The sequence below is a fragment of the Amycolatopsis granulosa genome (genome assembly GCF_011758745.1).
In the GTDB taxonomy this organism is placed as follows: domain Bacteria; phylum Actinomycetota; class Actinomycetes; order Mycobacteriales; family Pseudonocardiaceae; genus Amycolatopsis_E; species Amycolatopsis_E granulosa.
On record NZ_JAANOV010000001.1, the window covers coordinates 3359089 to 3376648 of the forward strand.

The 17560-nt window shown below is 70.5% G+C and carries 16 protein-coding genes; 8 read left to right on the forward strand and 8 right to left on the reverse strand.

The window, feature by feature from the left end:
- Positions 1–16: 16 nt before the first annotated feature.
- The 6 genes from trmB to FHX45_RS16345 all read right to left on the reverse strand — a co-directional run bounded on the left by trmB (position 17) and on the right by FHX45_RS16345 (position 5441).
- On the reverse strand, positions 17–715 hold the full coding sequence (trmB, locus tag FHX45_RS16320) for a tRNA (guanosine(46)-N7)-methyltransferase TrmB (protein WP_167102270.1): 699 nt from the start codon (positions 713–715) through the stop codon (positions 17–19).
- Positions 716–836: 121 nt separating this feature from the next.
- Positions 837–1400, reverse strand: coding sequence for a hypothetical protein (locus tag FHX45_RS16325; protein WP_167102273.1), 564 nt, complete (start codon positions 1398–1400; stop codon positions 837–839).
- Positions 1401–1647: 247 nt separating this feature from the next.
- Entirely contained in the window at positions 1648–2421 is a 774-nt protein-coding gene (locus FHX45_RS16330) for an ABC transporter permease (RefSeq protein WP_167102276.1), read from the reverse strand.
- A gap of 15 nt (positions 2422–2436) precedes the next feature.
- Positions 2437–3369: an ABC transporter ATP-binding protein gene (locus FHX45_RS16335; RefSeq protein WP_167102279.1), complete on the reverse strand. Its 933-nt coding sequence runs from the start codon at positions 3367–3369 to the stop codon at positions 2437–2439.
- A gap of 270 nt (positions 3370–3639) precedes the next feature.
- Entirely contained in the window at positions 3640–4293 is a 654-nt protein-coding gene (locus FHX45_RS16340; RefSeq protein WP_167102282.1) for a response regulator, read from the reverse strand.
- A complete protein-coding gene (locus FHX45_RS16345) occupies positions 4290–5441 on the reverse strand; it encodes a sensor histidine kinase (protein ID WP_167109058.1) in 1152 nt (383 codons plus the stop codon). The genes FHX45_RS16340 and FHX45_RS16345 overlap by 4 nt, the downstream gene beginning before the upstream one ends.
- A 145-nt stretch (positions 5442–5586) precedes the next feature.
- Between FHX45_RS16345 and FHX45_RS16350 the strand changes: the two genes are divergently transcribed.
- The 6 genes from FHX45_RS16350 to FHX45_RS16375 all read left to right on the forward strand — a co-directional run bounded on the left by FHX45_RS16350 (position 5587) and on the right by FHX45_RS16375 (position 13369).
- Positions 5587–7134 carry a dynamin family protein gene (locus tag FHX45_RS16350; protein WP_167109060.1) on the forward strand — a complete coding sequence of 516 codons (1548 nt, stop codon included), beginning with the start codon at positions 5587–5589 and terminating at the stop codon, positions 7132–7134.
- A gap of 25 nt (positions 7135–7159) precedes the next feature.
- The gene (locus FHX45_RS16355; protein ID WP_208405952.1) at positions 7160–7624 is read left to right on the forward strand and encodes a nucleotide exchange factor GrpE; all 465 of its coding nucleotides are present in this window, start codon (positions 7160–7162) and stop codon (positions 7622–7624) included.
- Between the two features lie 9 nt (positions 7625–7633).
- Complete coding sequence (locus FHX45_RS16360) at positions 7634–9469, forward strand: dynamin family protein (protein ID WP_167102287.1); 1836 nt, start codon at positions 7634–7636, stop codon at positions 9467–9469.
- 85 nt (positions 9470–9554) lie between these two features.
- Positions 9555–10247: a DUF6802 family protein gene (locus tag FHX45_RS16365; protein ID WP_167102290.1), complete on the forward strand. Its 693-nt coding sequence runs from the start codon at positions 9555–9557 to the stop codon at positions 10245–10247.
- A gap of 357 nt (positions 10248–10604) precedes the next feature.
- Entirely contained in the window at positions 10605–12431 is a 1827-nt protein-coding gene (locus FHX45_RS16370; RefSeq protein ID WP_167102293.1) for a phosphoenolpyruvate carboxykinase (GTP), read from the forward strand.
- Positions 12432–12505: 74 nt separating this feature from the next.
- Positions 12506–13369 (forward strand): LLM class F420-dependent oxidoreductase, encoded by an 864-nt coding sequence (locus FHX45_RS16375; protein ID WP_167102296.1) that lies wholly within the window; start codon positions 12506–12508, stop codon positions 13367–13369.
- 15 nt (positions 13370–13384) lie between these two features.
- Here FHX45_RS16375 and FHX45_RS16380 read toward each other — a convergent pair whose 3' ends face one another.
- A complete protein-coding gene (locus FHX45_RS16380; RefSeq protein WP_167102299.1) occupies positions 13385–13639 on the reverse strand; it encodes a helix-turn-helix domain-containing protein in 255 nt (84 codons plus the stop codon).
- 171 nt (positions 13640–13810) lie between these two features.
- Positions 13811–15403 (reverse strand): alpha/beta hydrolase, encoded by a 1593-nt coding sequence (locus FHX45_RS16385; RefSeq protein ID WP_167102302.1) that lies wholly within the window; start codon positions 15401–15403, stop codon positions 13811–13813.
- Positions 15404–15596: 193 nt separating this feature from the next.
- On the opposite strand from FHX45_RS16385, the gene FHX45_RS16390 reads away from it, so the two are divergent.
- Both FHX45_RS16390 and mctP read left to right on the forward strand, forming a co-directional pair.
- Positions 15597–15875: a DUF3311 domain-containing protein gene (locus tag FHX45_RS16390; protein WP_167102305.1), complete on the forward strand. Its 279-nt coding sequence runs from the start codon at positions 15597–15599 to the stop codon at positions 15873–15875.
- The gene (gene mctP / locus FHX45_RS16395; RefSeq protein WP_167102308.1) at positions 15872–17551 is read left to right on the forward strand and encodes a monocarboxylate uptake permease MctP; all 1680 of its coding nucleotides are present in this window, start codon (positions 15872–15874) and stop codon (positions 17549–17551) included. Before FHX45_RS16390 ends, mctP begins: the two co-directional genes overlap by 4 nt.
- Positions 17552–17560: the final 9 nt, after the last annotated feature.

The window sequence follows — 17560 nt, forward strand, 5'->3', positions numbered from 1 at the left end:
GGGGTGGGGCGGCCGGTCAGCTCACCCGCTCGAAGATCAGATCCCGGCTGATCCGGCCCTCCTGGTCGGCGCGCTGCTCGAACTTCGTCACCGGGCGCCAGCCGGGCCGCGGGGCCCAGTCGTCGAACCGGTTGCGCAACGCGGGCTCGTTCGAGCAGACCTCGAGCATCTGCTCGGCGTAGTGCTCCCAGTCGGTGGCCAGGTGCAGGATGCCGCCGGGCGCCAGCCGCGACGCGACCAGCCGCACGAAGTCGGGCTGGACCAGCCGCCGCTTGTGGTGGCGCTTCTTCGGCCACGGGTCCGGGAAGAAGATCCGCACGCCGGACAGCGAATCCGGCTCGATGTGGTGGGTCAGCGCGATCACGGCGTCGCCGTGCAGCAGGCGCAGGTTCGTCAGTCCGAGCCGCTCGGCCCGCAGCATCAGCTGGCCGAGACCGGCCTCGTACACCTCGATGGCGACGTAGTTGACCTCCGGTGCGGCGGCCGCGAGCTGGGCCGTGGTCTCGCCCATGCCGGATCCGATCTCCAGCAGCACCGGAGCCGGCCTGCCGAACCAGCCGGCGAAGTCGATCGGACCGGGCGGCAGCTCGGTCACCCGCCGCCCCAGGTCGGCCCAGTGGCGTTCCCAGGCGCGCTGCTGGCCGACCGTCATCCGGCCGCCCCGCTGCACGTAGCTGACGACACTCCGCAGGCGCGGTTGCTGCTCGCTCTCCACCTGCCCAAATTAGCTGGCCCTGGCGCGTGTGCGGCAAAGGGCTTGCGTGGCGGTGCGGATAGCAGAACCTGAGGCGGCCCCTGGCTCCGGGATCGCCTCCTCATGTATCCCGCGACAGAACCTAGCGGAGCGACTCGAACTCCCCCAACCGGGCGCGCAGCCCGCCGACACCGGCCACCGCGATGGGCGCCGGGGTGCTGCCCGCGTGGGCCGGCAGCACGTCGATCCACCCGTCGTGGCGGCTGGTGGTGAGGATCGTGGTGGGGATCTTGTGCCCGGACCGCCCGTTCTCCGACGGCATGAACTCCCAGTACCCGGACTCGCCGTCGGCGGCCCACGGCACGTACTCCCAGCCCGGACGGCGGGACAGCAGTTGCGCCACCCGGTCCTCGATGCGGAAACCGGTCTCGCGCGAATCCAGCCTGCCGTCCGCGAGCGCCCGCAGCCACCACGGCGACGGAATCATTTCGCCGCGCGCGCTCACCGCCCGGAACAACGCCAGCACTTCGCTTTCCGGCGCGCGGTGGATCCACGCGCGGCGGATCTCCGCCGGCCGGGTCGCGGTCGCCGCGATCCGGGGCAGTTCCACGGCCTGGGACCACTCGAGCGCGTCCAGCGGTTCCAGTGCGGGGGGATGCGCGGCGGTGCGCGGAGCGGGAATTTCCTGACCGATTTCCAGCGTCAAGGGTCACCTCCGTGGAGTCGCCTGACCTGGTAATTCCAGAATGCCTGGTCAGAAGCGGTTCGTCCGCTTCCTGTGAGGGCGCCCACAGGTGTGTTACGCGCAATTAACCCGACGGTCGTAACGGCATCATCCGGCGCTTTTTTCCACGCGGACGGCGAAAGGCCCGGGCCACCCCCCGAATTCGGTGGCCCGGGCCGTTCCATTCCCCCGTGCTCCGGTCCCCACCGGAGCTTCCCCTGTGGTGGTCTCAGGCGTCGCGCTTGCGGGCCACGCCGATCGCGATGGCCAGCAGGGCGACCGCGACCGCGGCGAAGTAGGCCAGCGACCAGCCCTGCGACAGCACGGCGTTGGACAGCGGCGCGCCCGCCTCCGCGTTGCGGCCCAGGTCCGACGCGCCGTCGCCGGTCAGGAACTTGTTGGCCACGTTGAACGGCAGCCACTGGTAGATGTCGTCGCCGATGCCCGGGATCAGCCGGACCAGGTTCTCCACCGCCAGCGCGTAGATCAGCAGCAGCGCGATGGCGCCGGCGCTGTGCCGGAGCAGGATGCCCACCGCGACCGCGATCACCGCGGCGAGCGCGTAGACCACGCCGACCCCGGCCACGTTGATCCAGTCCGCGCCGCTGTCCAGCGCGAGCGGCGCGTTCGGCTTGAGCAGGTTGGCGATCCCCCACGAGCCGAACGCGCTCAGCTCGCCGATGACCAGCGCGACCAGCGCGACCACGGTCGCCTTCGCCACCAGCGCGGCGGCCCGGTTGGGCACCGCCTGGAAGGTCGTGCGGATCGTGCCGAACCGGTATTCGGTGGTGACCGCCAGCGCCGCCAGCACCATGATCACGGCCATGCCGAAGCTGTAGCCGAACTGGGTCGAGGCGACGGTGGGGGCGAACTGCCCGCTGTCCGCGGCTTCCCCGACGACCAGGGCGGAGAACCCGATCGTGACGGCCAGCGCCACCAGGGCGCACCACCACGGCGAACGGGTGGTGAACAGTTTCATCCGTTCCACGGCAAGCAAAGTCATGATGGTTCGTCTCCCCTAGTTCGCCGGCTCGAGCGCGTGCCGGGCCTCGGTCTCCAGACCGGTGTGGTACTCCACCGAATCGCCGGTGATCTGCATGAACGCCTGCTCCAGCGAGCCCGTCTGCGGGCTCAGCTCGTGCAGCACGATGCCGTTGCCGGCGGCCAGCTCGCCGATCTTCTCGCTGTCCACACCGGACACGAGGATGCCGCCGTCGGTGTCGGTGACGCCGTCCGCGGGCAGCAGCGCGCGCAACTGCGCCAGCTGCGGGCTGCGCACCTTCACGGTGTTCTCGCTGGCCCTGGCCACGAACTCGGTGGTGCTGCTCTGCGAGATCAGCCTGCCCTTGCCGATGACCACCAGGTTGGACGCGGTCAGCGCCATCTCCGAGAGCAGGTGGCTGGAGACGAACACCGTGCGGCCCTCGTCGGCCAGCCGGTGCATGAACTTGCGGATCCAGAGGATGCCCTCCGGGTCGAGGCCGTTGACCGGCTCGTCGAACAGCAGCACCTCCGGGTCGCCGAGCAGCGCCGCGGCGATCCCGAGCCGCTGCGACATGCCCAGCGAGAACCCGCCCGCGCGCTTGCCCGCGACGCTGGTCAGGCCGACGGTCTCGAGGACCTCGTCCACCCGGCTCGCCGGGAGGTGGTTGGACTTCGCCATCCACGCCAGGTGGGCGCGCGCCGACCGGTTCGGGTGCACCCACTTGGCGTCGAGCAGCGCGCCGACGGTGCGCAGCGGGTGCTTCAATTCCGTGTAGCGTTTCCCGCCGATCGTCACCTGGCCGCTCGTCGGGTTGTCCAGGCCGAGGATCATCCGCATGGTGGTGGATTTCCCGGCGCCGTTCGGGCCGAGGAAGCCGGTGACCTGGCCCGGGGCGACATCGAAGGACAAATCGTTGACGGCGAGCGTCTTTCCGTAGCGTTTCGTGAGGCCGCGTGCCTCGATCATGGTTGCTCCCCTGGTGGTCAAAGCCTGTTGTTCCCCGTTCCGCTCTCATGCTGACCGATCGGGGCCGGTGTGCGCGTCATCCTGTGGTTCCAACTTCCCACCCGACTGCGGTAGTAGCTTCCCGCGCATCCGGTGCGCGCGCGATCGGTGATGACCCTGAATCGCCCCTGAGCTTCGCCGCCCGGTTTTGTCGGGGTTGCCCGTTGTGGTGCTCGGCATGACGGCGGAGACGGTGCTGGTCACGGGCGCGGCGCGCGCCCGGGGCGGGTTTCAGGCCAGGCCGGGCCGGATCAACCCGGTCTCGTAGGCCAGCACCACGGCCTGCACCCGGTCCCGCAGCCCCAGCTTCGCCAGGATCCGGCCCACGTGCGTCTTCACCGTCGCCTCGGACAGGAACAGCTTCTCCGCGATCTCCACGTTGGACAGGCCCTTCGCGATGAGCACCAGCACCTCGCGTTCCCGCTCGGTCAGCACGTCGAGCTCCGCCTCGTCGCGCAGCGGGCCGCCGCCGCTGACGAACCGGTCCAGCAGCCGCCGCGTGACGGACGGAGACACCACCGCATCGCCGGACGCCACGGACCGCAACGCGGACACCAGGTGGTCCGGTGGCGTGTCCTTCAGCAGGAACCCGCTCGCCCCGTTCTGCAGCGCCGCGTACACGTACTCGTCCAGGTCGAACGTCGTCATCACCAGCACCCGGGACGTCTGCGTCTCGACGATGCGCCTGGTCGCCTCGACGCCGTCCATCACCGGCATCCGCACGTCCATCAGCACCACGTCCGGCCGCAGGCCGGTGGCGAGCGCCACCGCGTCCGCCCCGTTCCCGGCCTCGCCGACCAGGTCGATGTCCTCCTGCGCGCCCAGCACCATCCGGAACCCGACCCGCATCAGTTCCTGGTCGTCGACCACCACCACGCGGATCACGGGTCGAGCCTCACCGGGAAGGTCGCGTGCACCCGCCACCCGCCGCCCGGGCACGGCCCTGCCTGCAGGATCCCGCCGAACAGGTGCGCCCGCTCACGCATCCCGATCAGCCCGTTGCCGCCCGGCAGGTCCGGTGCCGGCACCAGCGCCCGGGCCTTGCCCGCCCCGTCGTCCACGATCTCCACGTCCACCAGGTTCTCAGCCCGCCGCACCCGCACCTGTGCCCGCGCCCCCGGTCCGGCGTGTTTGAGCGTGTTGGTCAGCGATTCCTGCACGATCCGGTACACCCCGAGCGACACCCCGGCCGGCAGCCCGGTCATCTCGCCCTCGATGGACAGCTCCACCGGTACCCCGGCGGCGCGCACCCGCCCCGCCAGGTCCTCAAGCGACTCCGCGGTCGGTTGCGGGATGCGTGGTTCCCTGGTCACCTCTTCGTTGCGCAGCACCTGCAGCAGCCGCCGCAACTCGGCCAGCGCCTGCCGGCCGGTGTCGGAGATCGTGCGGACCGCCCGCTCGGCCACCGCCGGGTCCGACCGCAGCGCGTAGGACGCCCCGTCGGCCTGCACCACGATCACGCTCACCGCGTGCGCCACCACGTCGTGCAGTTCCCGCGCGATCCGCCCGCGCTCCTCGGCGACCGCGATGCGCCCGGCCTGGTCGCGTTCGGTCTCCAGCAGGTGCAGCCGCGCCTCCACCTCGGCGTGGTACGCCTGCCGTGCGCCGACGAACTCCCCGAGCACCCAGCACAACGCGAAGATCAGGACGATGATGATCAGGGTGATCCCGGGCGCCCAGCGCGCCCACATTTGCAGCACGGCGACGGCCAGCTGGGCCACCACGTACAGCGCCGCCTGCCGCCGCCCGACGTAGACGACCATGGTGTACAGCGCGACGCAGCTCGCCGTCGCGCTGCCGATGCCCAGCTGCAACGCGCTGTGCGGCACCGACAGCACCAGGATCACGTAGGCCGTGACCTGCGGGTACTTCCGCCGGAACGCCACCGGGGCCACCATCGCGACGTCCAGCGGGAGCGCGACGTACCACGGCTGGCCGTGGTGCTGGCGCGCCTGCGAGAGCAGCACCAGCAGGTCGACGAACAGCAGCGACAGGGCGAGCAGACAGTCCCCGACCGCCGGGTGCGCCCGCATCCAGAGACTCAGTCGCCGCACACCGTTCACCCTAGGTCGGGTGGGCCGCACCGCGCGTCATCCCGCGGTAGCACCGCGCATGGGACTTCCGGTCGACGGCCGTGGCAGGATCTGGACCGACGCGAGGGACCGGGAGGGGAACGAGGTGGCCGCGACGACGGATCAGGGACGCCTGGCCGGTCCGTTGTCGGTGTCGGTCGCCAACCTCTGCCGTCGGCTGCAGCCGCAGGTGTCCGCGCGCACCGCCGCCGGTTTCGCCGAGGTGCTGCGCCGCCTGGGCGCGCCGCTGCAGGTCGCGGTCGCCGGGCGCATCAAGTCCGGCAAGTCCACGCTGGTCAACGCGCTGATCGGGCGCCGGGTCGCACCCACCGACGTGGGCGAGTGCACACGACTGGTGACCCGCTTCCAGTACGGCACGGTGGACCGCATCGAGGTCGTGTTCACCGGCGGCCACAAGCAGGTGCTGCCGTTCGCTGCGGACGGCTCGATCCCGGCCGAGCTGGGTGTGGACGTCAGCCGGGTCTCGCACATCGAGGCGTACCTGACCAGCGCGGTCCTGCAGGACATGACGGTGATCGACACCCCCGGCCTCGGTTCGCTGGACGCCGCTTCGGTGTCGCGGACCGAGCAGCTGCTGGGCGCGGCCCAGGCCGCCGAGTCCGCCGACGGCGGTGACGAGCTCGACGAGACCTCCCGCAACGCGGTCGCCGGCGCCGAGGCCGTCCTCTACGTCGTGACCCAGGGGGTGCGTGCGGACGACCAGCAGGCGCTCGCCGCGTTCACCGCCGCCACCGCGAGCCGCGAAGCAGGCCCGGTCAACGCGATCGCCGTGCTGAACAAGGCCGACACCATCCCGCCCGAGTCGGTCGAGGGCTCCGGCGGCGACGTGTGGCGCGCCGCGTCGATCCTCGCCGAGAAGCAGAGCGCGCTGCTCCGGCCGCGGGTGGCGGACGTGCTGCCGGTGATCGGGCTGATCGCCGAATCCGCCGAGTCGGGCAACTTCACCTCCGCCGATGCCGACGTGCTGCGCCAGCTGGCCGCCCTGGACGACGCCACGCTGGACACCATGCTGATGGCGGCGGACATCTTCACCAGCTGGGACTGCGAGGTCCCGGCCGGCACCCGGTTGCGGCTGCTGGAGAAGCTCGACCTCTACGGCATCGGCAAGGCGATCGAGGCCATCCGCTCGGACGGATCGATCACCGCGGGCGCGCTGCGGCGGCTGCTGCTCGCCGCCTCCGGCCTGGACGCCGTGCGGGCCCGGCTGAACACGGTCTTCGCCGCCCGCGCCGACGGCATCAAGGCCGCCGCGGCGCTCGCGTCGGTCACCGCGCTGGCGCACTCCTCCGGCGATCCGGCGGAGCGGCAGCGCGTGCACGACGCGATCGAGGTGCTGCTCGCCAAGCCCGAGGCGCACCAGCTGCGGCTGCTGGAGGCGCTGACCCTGGTCGTCGCCGGTGCCGTCGACATGCCCGAGGACCTCGCCGAGGAGGTGCTGCGGGTGGGCAGCAACGCCGGTGTCGACGAGCAGCTGGGCATGCCCGGTGCGGCCCGGGCCGAGCTGGCCGCGCACGCCCTGGAACGCGCCGGCTGGTGGCGCTCGTTCGCGTCGTTCGGGGCGACGCCCGCGCAGAGCCGGGTCGCCCACGTCGTGCACCGGGCGTACTTCCTCATCTGGCAGCAGTTGAGATGACCGCGATCAGCGAGGGGTGAGTGTCATGGCTTCCTGGTTCCGTCGCCGGCCGGCCGACGACGACCCCACCGGGCAGATCCCCGGCGCGCAACTGCGGAAGATCATCGATGAGGTCGAGGGAACCACGGCGGCGCAAGCCCCGTCCAACACCGATGTGAACCGTGTATCCGACGTGGCCGCCGGCCCGGACGCGCTCGAACAGGCGTGGGCCGACCGGCAGGAGCTCATCCAGCTCTGCCTCTACGCCCTGGACCGGGCGCGCAGCGGCGGTGTGGTCGAGCGGCTCGAACAAGGGCTGGCCCGCGTCGGCGTGGAAGCGGTCCGGCCGGACGGGCAGCGGTTCGACCCGTCCGTGCACGAGGCGGGCGGTGCGATCTGCACCGAGGACCCGGCGCTGGACGGCGTGGTCGCCGAGACCGAGGTGGTCGGGTTCACCGACGGCGGCCGCCTGCTGCGTGCGCCCGTCGTGACGGTCTACACGAAGCGCTAGGGTCCGCTCGTGACCGCGCCGCCCCTGTCCACCCTGCCCACCCAGGTCAAGCAGGCCCGCGAAGCGCTGCTCACTCTGCTGCGCGAGTGCGATCCGAAGGCGGCCGCCTGGGTCGAGTCGGTCCGCCGGTCGCGGCCGAAGAAGCCGCAGGTGGTGGTGGTCGGCGAGACCAACCGCGGCAAGAGCTCCCTGGTCAACGCCCTGCTCGCGACGCCGGGGCTGTCCCCGGTGGCCGCCGAGGTCGCCACCGCCGGCTACCTCGTGTTCGACCACGCGCCGGAGTGGGCCGCGCAGGCGTGCTACCCCGGACAGTTGGCCCCGGTCGCGGTGCCGCTGCCGGAGCTGGTCCGCTGGGTGTCGGCCGCGCACGAGCTGCCGGAGGGCCAGTTGCCCCCGCGGTACGTCGAGGTCACCGGCCCGGTCCCGATCCTGGAACGGCTCTCCGTGGTGGACACGCCGGGCGTGGGCGGGCTCGATTCGATGCACGGCGAGCTGGCCGCCGAGGCGGCGGCGGGCGCGACCGCGTTGCTGTTCGTCGTGGACGCCTCGGGCCCGTTCACCGCCGGTGAGCTGGAGTTCCTGCGCCGCGTCGGCGACCGCGTGGAGACCGTCGTGTTCGCGCTGTCCAAGACCGACGCCTTCCGCGGCTGGCGCGAGGTGCTGGAGGCCGACCGGCGGCTGCTGGCGGAGTACGCGCCGCGCTTCGCCGACGCGGCGTTCCACCCGGTCTCGGCACGCATGTTCGAGATGGCCGCCCAGGCGCCGAACGAGCAGGCGGCGGTGGTGCTGCGGCAGCGGTCCGGGGTGATCGAATTGCAGACCGCGCTGCAGGAGCTCGTGGTCGGGCGGTCGGCGATGCTCGGCGAGGCGAACACGCTGCGGGCGCTGTCCAGCGCGCTCGGCGAGGTGCACGCCGGCCTGCTCGCCGAGCAGCGGGCGCTGTCCTCCGGGGAGGCCGAGGCCGAGCGGTTGCGCGAGCGGCGCGACGAGCTCGCGGCCCAGCGCAAGACGTCCACCCGGGGCTGGCAGCTCCGGCTGCGGGGCGAGATCCAGCGCGCCCGGGTCGACCTGGGGCACGAGACCAGCCGTCAGATCCGCGACGCCCAGTCCCACTTCCGCGCCCGCATCGACAACGCGAAGAAGGACGAGCTGGCGCAGTTGCCGCAGCAGGTGGACGCGGCCTTGCAGATGATTTCCCAGCGGGTGTCGGCCATGATGGCGCACCGGTTGAACCGGGTCACCGACGTCGCGCTCGCCGAGTTGTTCGCGCCCGAGGAGCTGGACGTGATCCGCGCCCAGTTCCTGCGCAGCGGTGGTCCGCAGGTGGTGCTCCGGCCGCCGGACCGCAAGCAGTCCACGCCCGAGGACAAACTGCTGATCTTCATGGGCATTTCCGGTGGTGTCGGTGCGTGCAAGCTCGCCGCCCTGCCGCTGGCCGGGGTGGCGCTGCTCAACCCGGTGGTGCTGCCGGCGACCATCGTGGTCGGGCTCGGCGCCGGCTGGTGGATGGCCCGTACCCGGCGGCACGCCGCGGACAAGCAGCACCTCAAGCAGTGGCTGGTGGAGTCGATCGCGGAGGCCCGCTCGATCCTCGACCAGCTGGTCGCCGAGCAGCTGATCGAAGCCGAGCAGCAGTTGTCCCTGGCGCTGGACGAGGCGCTGTCGCGCCGGATCGACGCGATCGAGGCCGAACTCAAGCAGGTCGACAAGTCGATCAAAATGGGTGTGCAGGAGCGGGCGAAGAAGCTCGCCGCGGTGAGCAGGCGGCTCACGGAGGCCGGCGACGGCCGGGACCGCGCCGAAACCCTGCTCGGGCGCATCCGCACCCTGCGTGAGCAGGGCTGACCGGGTCGGTTGTGCGGGGGAACCGAACCGGCATAACGTGAGTCCAAGACTGTGAGTTTGACAGTGTGAGAGTGGGGAGTTCGGCGTGTGGATCGATGAGACCGGCGGAGTTGAGCCCACCGAAGCCACGACCTCCGGCGGTGACCTGGAGATCACCGTCGACGGGCACACCTACACGGCCGAACAGAACATGGACCTGGACCACGACGGCGTCGACGACACCGTGCGCCTGGACAACGCCGACGGCACGATCACCGCGTACGCCGACACCGACGGCGACGGGCACGCCGACCGGTACGTGCACACCGACACCGCGGGCAACGTCGTGGAGATGGCCCGCTACGACGAGTCCACCGGCGACTGGGTCGCCGACCACGGCTCGGCCGCCGGTGAGCGGGGCGCGACCGAGACCGGCCGCGCCGGCGAGATCGTCGCGGACTCCTCGGACGGCATCGTCGAGGTCGGCCCGGCGACGGTGGACAGCGACAACGACGGCACCGCGGACAGCGCGATCGTGACCGACGAGGCGGGCAACACCCGCGTGTTCACCGACGTCGACGGCGACGGCCGCGCCGACGTGCAGACGATCATCACACCCGACGGTGAGACGCACACCTACCAGCACACCGGGCCGGGCGAGTGGACCGAGGCGCCGAGCGGGTTCACCGCCGAGGTGCCGCCGGACAGCGACCGGTTCTGGGGCGGTGACGGCCACCAGGCGGTCGAGGGGGTCGCCCGGATCGATTCCGGCACCGGGCAGTGGATCTCCCAGAACTGAACGGAATCGGGCGAAACCCCGGCCCCGGCGTCCTGTTCGGACGTCCGGGGCCGGTCGCGTTTTCCGGGCAAATCCCCCGCCCTCGATATCGGCAAGATCACCCGCGGACCGAAGAACTTCCTCCGCTAGCCCGGTTCAGCGATATCTGAATCGATTCCCTGATCGTTCTTGTGAGAGAACCGACAGGTCAGCCCTCGGTTACCTGCCGTCCATCCGGCTACCCTCGGGGAATCCCAGTATTTCCAGCACACCGGTAGGGCAGCCGGTGTGCGAAGCCATTCGGTCGCCGGCGACGGAACGCTTTCCCCGGACACGGTTTCGGGGGAGGTGTTCCTGCCGTCGAAGTCAGGAGAAGGAATGACTGCAGTAGCCATCCCGGGACTGGACAAGGCGCCGACGTCGCACAGCGGTGTGCTTGCGTGGGTACGGGAGGTCGCCGAGCTGACCACCCCTGACCGAGTGGTGTGGTGCGACGGCTCCGATGAGGAGGCCGAGCGCATCAACAACGAGCTGGTCGAGGCCGGCACGTTCGTCCCGTTGACGGCGAAGCCGAACTCCTTCTGGGCGGCCTCGGACCCGAGCGACGTCGCGCGGGTCGAGGAGCGGACCTTCATCTGCTCCGAGCGGGAAGAGGACGCCGGGCCGACCAACAACTGGATGCACCCGGACGAGATGAAAGCCACCATGACCGAGCTCTACCGGGGCTGCATGCGTGGTCGCACGATGTACGTCATCCCGTTCTGCATGGGCCCGCTGGGTGACGACAACCCGAAGCTGGGCATCGAGATCACCGACTTCGCCTACGTCGTGGCGTCGATGCGGGTGATGACCCGGATGGGCGCCAAGGCGCTGGCGAAGTTCGTGAAGGAGGACGGCACCGAGCGCGAGTTCGTGCCCGCCCTGCACTCGGTCGGCAAGCCGCTGGAGCCGGGCGAGAAGGACGTGCCGTGGCCGTGCAACGACACGAAGTACATCTCGCACTTCCCGGAGAGCCGGACGATCTGGAGCTACGGCTCGGGCTACGGCGGCAACTCGCTGCTGGGCAAGAAGTGCTACTCGCTGCGCATCGCCTCCGTCATGGCCCGTGACGAGGGCTGGCTCGCCGAGCACATGCTGATCCTCAAGCTGATCTCGCCGGAGAACAAGGCGTACTACGTCGCGGCCGCGTTCCCGAGCGCGTGCGGCAAGACCAACCTCGCGATGTTGCAGCCGACCATCCCGGGCTGGCGCGCCGAGACCATCGGTGACGACATCGCGTGGATGCGGTTCGGCGAGGACGGCCGCCTGTACGCGATCAACCCTGAGTTCGGCCTGTTCGGTGTCGCGCCCGGCACCGGGGTGAAGACCAACCCGGTGGCGATGAAGACCATCGAGGCGGGCAACACCGTCTTCACCAACGTCGCGCTGACCGACGACGGCGACGTGTGGTGGGAGGGCATGACCAAGGAGGCGCCCGTCCACCTGACCGACTGGAAGGGCCGCGACTGGACGCCGGAGTCGGACGAGCCGGCCGCGCACCCGAACTCGCGGTTCTGCACGCCGATCGCGCAGGTCCCGACGCTCGCGCCGGAGTGGGACGACCCGAAGGGTGTCCCGATCTCGGCGATCCTGTTCGGTGGCCGCCGCGCCACCACCGTCCCGCTGGTGACCGAGGCCCGCGACTGGCAGCACGGCGTGTTCATGGGCGCCACGATGTCGTCGGAGAAGACCGCGGCCGCGGCCGGCAAGGTCGGTGAGGTGCGCCGCGACCCGATGGCGATGCTGCCGTTCCTCGGCTACCACGCCGGTGCGTACTTCCAGCACTGGCTGGACACCGGCAAGAAGGCCGACGCCGGCAAGCTGCCGCGGATCTTCTACGTGAACTGGTTCCGCCGCGGTGACGACAAGCGGTTCCTGTGGCCGGGCTTCGGCGAGAACTCGCGCGTCCTCAAGTGGATCATCGAACGCCTCGAGGGCAAGGCGGGCGCCGAGGAGACCCCGGTCGGCCTCGTGCCCCGGGCCGAGGACCTCGACCTGGACGGCATCGCCGAGCCGATCGAGGACGTCCAGGAGTCGCTCGCGGTGAAGCCGGAGGAGTGGCGCGAGGAAGTCCCGCTGATCGAGGAGTGGTTCGCCAAGATCGGCGACCGCGTGCCGGCCAGCCTGCACGAGGAGCTGGCGGCGCTGAAGCAGCGCCTGGGCTGAGTTCTGCTGTGGAACGGCCGCTCCCGGTTTCCCGGGGGTGGCCGTTCCGTCGTTTCCGGCCCTAGTGTCGGGACATGCGGGGGATGCGGTTCGGCGTGAACATGATGACCGCCGGGACACGGGCGGATTTCGTGGACAAGGTCCGGCGGGCCGAGGAGCTCGGTTTCGACGTGGTGACCGTGGCCGACCACCTGGGGATGCCGGCGCCCTTCCCGGCGCTCGTACTCGCGGCGGAGGCGACCTCCCGGGTGCGGCTGGGCACGTTCGTGCTCAACGCGCCCTTCTACCATCCGGCCCTGCTGGCCCGGGACGCCGCGACGACCGACCAGTTCAGCGGCGGCCGGCTGGAGCTCGGGCTCGGCGCCGGGTACGTGCGGGAGGAGTTCGAGGCGGCGGGCCTGCCGTGGCCCGGCCGCCGGATCGACCACGTCGAACGCACGATCCTGGAGCTGCGGAAGCTGTTCGCCGACGACGGGTACCGGCCCAGGCCCGCGCAGGACGGCGGGCCACCGCTGATGCTCGGCGGGTGGGGTGACCGGATGCTGACGCTGGCGGCGCGGTACGCGGACATCGTCGCGTTGACCGGCGCGCCCGCGGTGAAGGACGGCGGGCTGGCCGGGCTCGCCGGCGCGGACGCGTTCGCCGAGCGCGTGTCGTTCTTGCGCGCCCGCCTCGACGGGCGGCCGGTGGAGGTCAACCTGCTGGTGCAGGCGGTCGTGGTGACCGGCGACCGACGCGCGGCGCTGGCCGATCTGCAGCGGTTCGCACCGTCGATGCCGGTGGAGGCGATCGGGGAGCTGCCGACCCTGCTGGTGGGCTCGGTGACAGAGATCGCCGCGCAGCTGGCGGGCATGCGGGACCGGTTCGGAATCACGTACGTAACGGTGCTGGAGCGGAGCATGGGCGCGTTCGCGCCGGTGCTCGAGCAGCTGGCGTAGCCGCCGGTTCCCGGCTCAGCCGGCCGGCACTCCGGTGACCACGTCCCGCAGCGCGTCCAGCGGCAGGCCCACCGCATCGGCGAGGGCGACCACCGTGAAGAACGCCGGGGTGGGGATGCGGCCGGTTTCGATCTTCCGCAGCGTCTCCACCGAGACGCCCGCCTCCAGCGCCACGTCGGCCATGCTGCGCGGACCGCGCGCGGCTCGCAGTGCGGCACCCAGACGCTCGCCGCGTTCGCGTTCGGCTTCGGTCAGCGGGACTCGCACCATGAGCACAGTCTATCCGCCCAGTTGTCCCCAGCCTGTGGACAACTCTGTGCACAGGCTGGGGACTACCGGTACGAGGCCGGCCGGACACCCATCGGCCGGTTCCGCGACGGGGCCCGGAAACGGGAGAACCCCGCCGGACCGGGGCCCGGCGGGGTTCTGGAAGACCGCGGACTAGGCGCCCGGGTCGGGCAGCGGCATACCAGGCAGCGTCTGGTCCTGCGGCACCACCCCGGCCACGAGGAAGTCCTCCACAACCTTGTCCACCGCCGCGTTGCCCCCGGCGTAGATGCCGTGGTCGCCTTCGCCGGTCACGGTGATCAGCCGGGAGCCCTGGAACGCGCGGTGCGCCCGCTCGGCGCCCTCGATCGGGGTCGCCGGGTCGTGCGTCGACTGCACCATCAGCACCGGCGGCACGCCGCGCCCGTCGAGGACCGGCAGCGGCTCCGGCTTGTTCTTCCAGAAGATGCACGGCTGGATCAGCCAGCCCCAGCCCAGCAGCGGGTACCTCGGTCCCAGCTCGGCGGACTGCCGGACCGCCGTGTTGCGGTTGCCGTACCACGGGCCCTCGTTGCAGGGAATCGTCCAGAAGCTCGCGTCGTAGGCGTCGTCGTAGTCGCTCGGCACCACCAGCGGCTGCGGGCCGACCGCCTCGGTCACGGCCTTCACCTGCTCCAGCAGCGTCGTCCGCTGCTGGGCCGACGCGGTGCCCTGGGTCAGGTTCCGCACGTTCACCAGGTAGTCCGCCAGCTCCGGGAAGTACTTCTTGCCGTACAGCTGGGAGGAGATGTAGGAGTCCAGTGCGTTGGCCGAGAGCTTGGTGCCGTCGACCTCGACCGGGTTCCGGGTCAGGGCGTAGCGCACCTGCTCGTACGTCTGCCGCGCCAGTTCGGCGGTGGTGCCGAAGTGGTAGCGGCTGTCGTACTTCGCGATCCACGGCAGGAAGTCCTCGCGCCAGCGCCGCTCGAAGCCCATCGGCTGCCAGTCGAAGGACTTCTGCCAGGTGGTGGTGAACTCGGTGTTCGAGTCGAGCACGAACTTGCCGGTGCGGTCCGGGAACTCCTGCGCGTAGTGCGCGCCCAGCCAGGTGCCCGCCGAGTAGCCGACCCAGTTGATCTTCTGCCGCTTCAGCAGCACGCGCAGCAGGTCGATGTCGCCGACCGTCTGCCGGGTGTTGATGAACGGCCCGAGGTCACCGGACTTCACCTGGCACGAGTCGGCCGCGTACTCGGTGGCGTCCAGGATCAGCTTCAGGTTCTCCCGGCTGCGGTCCCGCGGGTCCAGGTCCTTGCCGGTGCCGACCGCGCCACCGCACGTGATGTTCGTGCTCTTGCCGGTGCCGCGCGGGTCGAAGCCGACGACGTCCTGGTGTTCCCGCAGCCGCGTCTGGTTGCGCAGGCGCGTGGGGAACATCCGGCCGGGCGCACCCGGACCACCGGGGTTGACGATCGTGCTCTCCGTCGCCGCGCCGGTCGCCTTGAGACGGCTGACCGCGATCGTCACGTCGATGCCCTGGTCCGGCGCCGACCAGTCACGCGGGGAAAGGTAGGTGGCGCACACGATGCCCTCCGCCCCGGCCGGCGGGGCCTGCCCGGACAGCTCGTCGCTCGTGCAGGTGTGCCAGTTCAGCGTCTGGTAGGCGTAGCGATCCGGGATGCCGGTGGAGTTCAGCGCGGGTTCGGCCGGTGCCGCCATCGCCGGTGTGCCCGTCGCCAGCAGGGTGCCGGCAAGTGCCGGGATCACCACCGCCCAGCGCGTCCGTGTCATGCTCGCCCCTTCGTCACTAGCCGCAGCCGCACGCATACCGCACGCGGCGGCCTATTTCTATCGGCCGGGCCCGGCAGGGGCAACCTTCGGGCACCCGGGGTTGGCGGCGATCAAATCGATACGCACAGGCACGTGACGCAGCGTGAACCAGGACTTAGGGTCAATCCGCCCTGATACGTCCAAGTGAGGTCACATGTCTGGTAAAGCCGCCGGGAAGGTCACGGGGTTGCAGGTCAGCCCGTGGAACCTCTTCCTGCTGATACCGCTGCTGATGCTCGTGACGCCGTGGTTCAACTTCGACAAGCCGCGGGTGCTGGGCCTGCCGTTCTTCTACTGGTACCAGTTCCTGTTCGTGTTCGTCGGGGTCGTTTCCGTGGCCATCGTGTACGTGGCGACCAAGGGAAAGCCGGTCGTCAAGGGCAAGCCGGACCGGCTCGCCGCCGAGGAACTGGATGAGGGTGAGCAGCTATGACACTGGCACAGGCACCCGGCAGCGGTCTGCAATGGACCGAGCTGATCATCTTCATCGTGCTGTTCCTACTGGTCAGCGTGATGGGCTTCGTCGCGTCCCGGTGGCGGGCCGCGGCGTCGCTGGAGCACCTCGACGAGTGGGGGCTGGGCGGCCGCAAGTTCGGGTCGTGGATCACCTGGTTCCTCGTCGGTGGTGACCTCTACACCGCCTACACCTTCGTGGCCGTGCCCGCGCTGGTGTTCGGTGCCGGTGCGCTGGGCTTCTACGCCCTGCCCTACACCGTGATCCTGTACCCGATCGTCTTCCTGCCCGCGCTGCGGATGTGGTCGGTCTCCCGCTCGCGCGGGTACGTCACGCCCGCGGACTTCGTGCGCGGCCGCTACGGCTCGTCGACGCTGGCGCTGCTCATCGCGATCACCGGCATCGTCGCGACGATGCCCTACATCGCGCTGCAGCTGGTCGGCCTGGAAGCCGTGCTGCGGACGATGGGTCTCAACGGTGGCGGCATCGCCGGTCACCTGCCGCTGCTGATCGCGTTCCTGGTGCTCGCGCTGTACACCTACCAGTCGGGTCTGCGGGCGCCGGCGTTGATCGCGTTCGTCAAGGACGGCCTGATCTACCTCGTCATCCTGGTCGCGGTGTTCTACCTGCCCGCCAAGCTCGGCGGCTGGTCGCACATCTTCGACGCGAGCGCGAAGGCACTGGCGCAGCCGAGCCCGGCCACCGGGAAGCCGAAGGGTTCGATCGTGCTGACCGGGAACAACCAGTTGCAGTACATCACCCTGGCGCTGGGCTCGGCGCTGGCGCTGTTCCTGTACCCGCACTCGCTCACGGGTGTGCTCGCCTCGCGCGGCCGCAACGTGATCAAGCGGAACATGATGGCGCTGCCGGCGTACTCGCTGCTGCTGGGTCTGCTCGCGCTGCTCGGCTACGTCGCGCTGACCGCGGGCGTCAAGCCGATCACCAACGCGGCCACCGGCAACGCCGACTCCAACACCGTGGTGCCGGTGCTGTTCGGCACCCAGTTCCCGTCGTGGTTCGCGGGCATCGCGTTCGCCGCGATCGGCATCGGCGCGCTCGTGCCGGCCGCGATCATGTCGATCGCCGCGGCGAACCTGTGGACCCGCAACATCTACAAGGAGTACCTGAAGCGGGACGCCACCCCGCGGCAGGAGGCCAAGCAGGCCAAGATCGCCTCACTGGTGGTGAAGTTCGGCGCGGTCGCGTTCATCCTGTTCATCGACCCGCAGTTCTCGATCGACCTGCAGCTCATCGGTGGTGTGCTGATCCTGCAGACGCTGCCGGCGGTGGCGATCGCGCTGTACACCCGGTGGTTCCACCGGATCGGCCTGATCGCCGGCTGGGTCGCCGGCATGGCGTGGGGCATCGCGATGCTGTACGTCATCCCGAACCCGAACACGAAGCGCGCCCACTTCGGTGGCTCCGCGCTGCCGCTGAACGACCTGTCGATCTTCGGCTGGCACCCGTTCACCGGCTCGGCCGTGCAGATCTACCCCGGGTTCGTGGCGCTGATCGGGAACCTCGTGGTGGCGGTCGTCGTCACGGTGATCTGCCGGAGCATGAAAGTGTTCAACGGCACGGACGACACCGAGGGCACCGACTACCACGCCGACGAGCACGACAAGGATCTGCGCCCCATCGGCGCCCACCACTAGGGAAGATCA

What these genes read in the sequence shown, in the direction of transcription:
- FHX45_RS16330 (WP_167102276.1), bottom strand. Translation starts at nt 2,421, where the DNA reads ATGACTTTGCTTGCCGTGGAACGGATGAAACTGTTCACCACCCGTTCG.
- FHX45_RS16335 (WP_167102279.1), bottom strand. Translation starts at nt 3,369, where the DNA reads ATGATCGAGGCACGCGGCCTCACGAAACGCTACGGAAAGACGCTCGCC.
- FHX45_RS16345 (WP_167109058.1), bottom strand. Translation starts at nt 5,441, where the DNA reads ATGCGGGCGCACCCGGCGGTCGGGGACTGTCTGCTCGCCCTGTCGCTG.
- FHX45_RS16355 (WP_208405952.1), top strand. Translation starts at nt 7,160, where the DNA reads ATGGCTTCCTGGTTCCGTCGCCGGCCGGCCGACGACGACCCCACCGGG.
- FHX45_RS16370 (WP_167102293.1), top strand. Translation starts at nt 10,605, where the DNA reads ATGACTGCAGTAGCCATCCCGGGACTGGACAAGGCGCCGACGTCGCAC.
- FHX45_RS16375 (WP_167102296.1), top strand. Translation starts at nt 12,506, where the DNA reads ATGCGGGGGATGCGGTTCGGCGTGAACATGATGACCGCCGGGACACGG.
- FHX45_RS16380 (WP_167102299.1), bottom strand. Translation starts at nt 13,639, where the DNA reads ATGGTGCGAGTCCCGCTGACCGAAGCCGAACGCGAACGCGGCGAGCGT.
- FHX45_RS16385 (WP_167102302.1), bottom strand. Translation starts at nt 15,403, where the DNA reads ATGACACGGACGCGCTGGGCGGTGGTGATCCCGGCACTTGCCGGCACC.
- FHX45_RS16390 (WP_167102305.1), top strand. Translation starts at nt 15,597, where the DNA reads ATGTCTGGTAAAGCCGCCGGGAAGGTCACGGGGTTGCAGGTCAGCCCG.
- mctP (WP_167102308.1), top strand. Translation starts at nt 15,872, where the DNA reads ATGACACTGGCACAGGCACCCGGCAGCGGTCTGCAATGGACCGAGCTG.